The organism is Klebsiella sp. MS 92-3, assembly GCF_000195655.1.
GTDB lineage: Bacteria > Pseudomonadota > Gammaproteobacteria > Enterobacterales > Enterobacteriaceae > Klebsiella > Klebsiella pneumoniae.
Map to the genome: position 1 here is coordinate 85,533 of NZ_GL882830.1, position 3,430 is coordinate 88,962.

2 protein-coding genes are annotated in these 3,430 nt (G+C 61.5%); both read right to left on the bottom strand.

The annotated features are described in order from the left end of the window. Positions 1–83: 83 nt before the first annotated feature. The gene (gene lplT, locus HMPREF9538_RS08715; protein ID WP_004185495.1) at positions 84–1,277 is read right to left on the bottom strand and encodes a lysophospholipid transporter LplT; all 1,194 of its coding nucleotides are present in this window, start codon (positions 1,275–1,277) and stop codon (positions 84–86) included. Beyond that, positions 1,270–3,429 carry a bifunctional acyl-ACP--phospholipid O-acyltransferase/long-chain-fatty-acid--ACP ligase gene (gene aas / locus HMPREF9538_RS08710; RefSeq protein WP_002915977.1) on the bottom strand — a complete coding sequence of 720 codons (2,160 nt, stop codon included), beginning with the start codon at positions 3,427–3,429 and terminating at the stop codon, positions 1,270–1,272. The genes lplT and aas overlap by 8 nt, the downstream gene beginning before the upstream one ends. Position 3,430 lies beyond the last annotated feature (1 nt).

Below are 3,430 nucleotides of genomic sequence, written 5' to 3' on the forward strand. Positions count from 1 at the left end.
AGGCGTATACGCCTTACCCGGGCTACCGAAGAGCAGATATTGGCGAACCCATCGCCCAGTCAAGCGCAGCGCAAGCCGGGAGGTTATTTACGCCGCCCCCAGACCCACAGCGCGGCAATGGCCACGGCGAATACCGCGCCAAAGCCTATCCCCACGGCGACCGGTGGAACGCCCACGCTCACCGCCAGGGAATAGAGCCCCAGCATCAGCAGCATCGCCACGTTCTCACCGAGGTTCTGTACCGCAATGGCGTTACCTGCCCCGACCGAATGTTTCCCACGCTCCTGCAGCAGCGCGTTCAGCGGTACGATAAAGAACCCGCCGAACACCCCGAGCAGCAGCAGCAGACCGAACGCCGGCAGCAGCGACTGCTGCACCGCAAAGGCTATCACCGCGATACCGATCAAAATCCCGGCCGGCATACAGCGCGACACCGTCTCCAGGGTCACCAGCTTCGCCGCCGCCCCGGCACCCAGCACAATCCCCACCGCCACCATCGCATTAAGATAGGTGGGCATGGCGTTGCTGGTAATGCCCAGCGCCACCGGCACCCAGATCACCAGCAGGAAACGCAGGGTCACGCCAGCGCCCCAGAACAGGCTGGTGCCCATCAGCGAAAAGCGGGTTTCGCCGTTGCGCCACAGCGTCCGGCAGGCGCTGAAGAAGCTGTGCGTCATTGGCTTAAAACGCCACGACTGCCCCGGACGCGCCGCCGGCAGCCTGGGTATCCACAGGTTAGCCACTACCGCCCCGCCGTAGACCAGCGCGCAGACGATCAGCGCCGCCAGCACGTGCCAGTCGGCGAGGATCCCGCCGGCCATGGAGCCCAGCAGGATCGCCGCGATGGTCGAGGACTCCATCAGTCCGTTAGCCTTCACTAACTTATCGCCGGTGGTGAGTTCGCCGAGAATGCCATACTTGGCCGGCGAATAGGCGGCGGCGCCAATCCCCACCAGCGTATAGCCGATAAACGGATTGACGCCGAAGCAGATGCAGCCGGCGCCGAGCAGTTTCAGGCCGTTGGCCACCATCATCACCCGGCCTTTGGCAAAGCTATCGGCGAACTGGCCGACAAAGGGGGCAAAGAGGATGTAAGCGCCCACAAACAACATCTGCAGGACCGGCTGGCTCCACTCCGGATAATAGAGCTGCTTCATCAGCGCCAGGGTGGCGAAGAGAAGCGCATTGTCGCCGAAGGCCGACAGGAACTGGGCGCAGATCACCGCCACCATCCCTTTCGAGTACAGCGAAGGGTTAGTATGTACTGACTCACTCATGGGTTGTTTCCGCCTCGTCGACCATATTTTTCAGGGTGACATAGTCTGGCTTGCCGCTGCCGAGCACCGGTAGCTGTTTCAGCCAGCGTATATCTCGCGGCACCGCCAGCTCCGGTACGCCGTGCTGGCGGGCGTAGCGCAGCAGGGCTTCACGAGTCAGTTCATTATCGGTGGTAAACAGCACCAACGCCTCGCCTTTGCTGGCGTCCTGTTTAATCGCCGTGGCGTGCATTTTGTCCGGCGACGCGCCGAGGGCCACCTGCTCCACCATCTCGAGGGAGATCATCTCGCCGGCGATTTTGGCGAAGCGCTTCGCGCGGCCCTGAATGCGGACATAGCCCTGCTCATCGAAGGTAACGATATCCCCGGTGTCATACCAGCCCGCTTCCATCTCGCCGTGCTGGTTTTCCGCCGCAGGCGCTTCCAGCACGCCGGGGTTTTCCACCCGCAGGTAGCCTTTCATGATGTTCGGCCCTTTCAGCTGCAGCCGCCCCCCTTGATCAATGCCTGGCATCGCCAGCAGGCGGGCGTCCATCCCCGGCAGGATGCGGCCCACGGTGCCGACCTTCGCCGCCATCGGCACGTTAATCGAGACCACAGGCGCGCACTCGGTCACGCCATAGCCTTCGAGAATGCGCAGGCCGAATTTATCCTGCCACAGCTGTTTGGTGCTCTCCTGCAGCTTCTCCGCCCCGGCGACCACGTAGCGCAGGCGGTAGAAATCGTACGGATTGGCGAAACGGGCATAGTTGGCGAGGAAGGTCGAAGTGCCGAACAGCACCGTACAGTTGCGATCGTAGACCAGCTCCGGCACCACGCGATAGTGCAGCGGGCTGGGATAGAGAAACACTTCCGCCCCGGTAAGCAGCGGCGTCAGCAGGCCGACGGTGAGGCCAAAAGAGTGGAACAGCGGCAGCGCCGACATAAAGCGGTCATTGGCGGTAAAGTCGGCGATAGTTTTGATCTGCTCGACGTTGGACAGCAGACTCTTATGGCTGTGCACCACCCCTTTCGGATTGCCCTCTGAACCGGAGGTGAAGAGGATCATCGCCGCGTCTTCCGGCTGCTGCTTAACCTGCGCCAGACGCGGCGCCAGCAGATGAGCAAAAATCCACAGTTTGTCAGCGAGGGTGATATCGCCTTTAAGATCTTCCAGGAATACCCAGCGCACCTGGGTCAGTTGCTCCGGCAGGTGCCAGAGTTTGCCTTTATCGAGGAAGGTGCGCGAGGTGAAAATGGTGTTGAGCTCCGCGGCGGCTATCGCGCTGCTGAGCCCTTTCACCCCGGCGGTATAGTTCATCATCGCCGGAATACGCCCGCGGGCGATAGCGCCGAAAATCACCGCCGCGCTGATGCCGGCGTTAGGCAGCATCAGGCCGATCTTCTCGCCCGGCTGGCTGTATTTTTCCAGAATGCGGGCGACAAACAGGGTTTTGGTCAGCAGCTTGCGATAGGTATCCGGCTGGAAGTTGATATCCTCCACGCAGGGTTTGCGCGCGCCGAAGCGGTCCTGCGCCGCCAGCAGCGACTCATACAGGGTTTCCCGCGGGCGCACCGCCATCCGGGCTTCCATCATGATCTGATGCAGCATCTCCCCGGCGATTTTGCGCCGGTCGCGGGCGCGCGGCGCCTCGGGCATCGGCAGATGGGTGGGCGGCAGGAGATGCAGCTGAATACGCGGGAACAGGCGACGTTTCACCAGCCCCTTCAGCCGGCTGAAGGGTGTCAGTTCGGCGCCTTCAATACGCAGCGGCACAATGGTCGCCTGCGATTTGGCGGCGACAAAGGCGGCGCCGTCATAAATTTTCATCAGCGAGCCGCTGACCGAAATTCGCCCTTCCGGGAAAATAACCACCGGCCGCCCCTGCTCAATCAGGCGCACCAGATGTTTGATCGACATCGGCTTGGTCGGGTCCAGCGGCACAAAATCGATAATCGGCGTCAGCGCGCGCATAAACCAGCGCTGGCTGATTGAGGTATAGACCGCAAAAACCGGTCGGACCGGCAAAAACAGCGCCAGCAGAATGCCGTCGAGGAAAGAGACGTGGTTCGGGGTGATTAAGACCTTTTGCTGGTATAAAGCCTGCGTGTCGCCGGTCAGTCTGACCCGGTATAACCCCTTGAACAGCAGTCTGAAAAATCCCAAAAGCATA

Excerpts from the sequence above, each read along its gene's own strand:
- lplT (WP_004185495.1), bottom strand. The coding sequence starts at position 1,277 with ATGAGTGAGTCAGTACATACTAACCCTTCGCTGTACTCGAAAGGGATG.
- aas (WP_002915977.1), bottom strand. The coding sequence starts at position 3,429 with ATGCTTTTGGGATTTTTCAGACTGCTGTTCAAGGGGTTATACCGGGTC.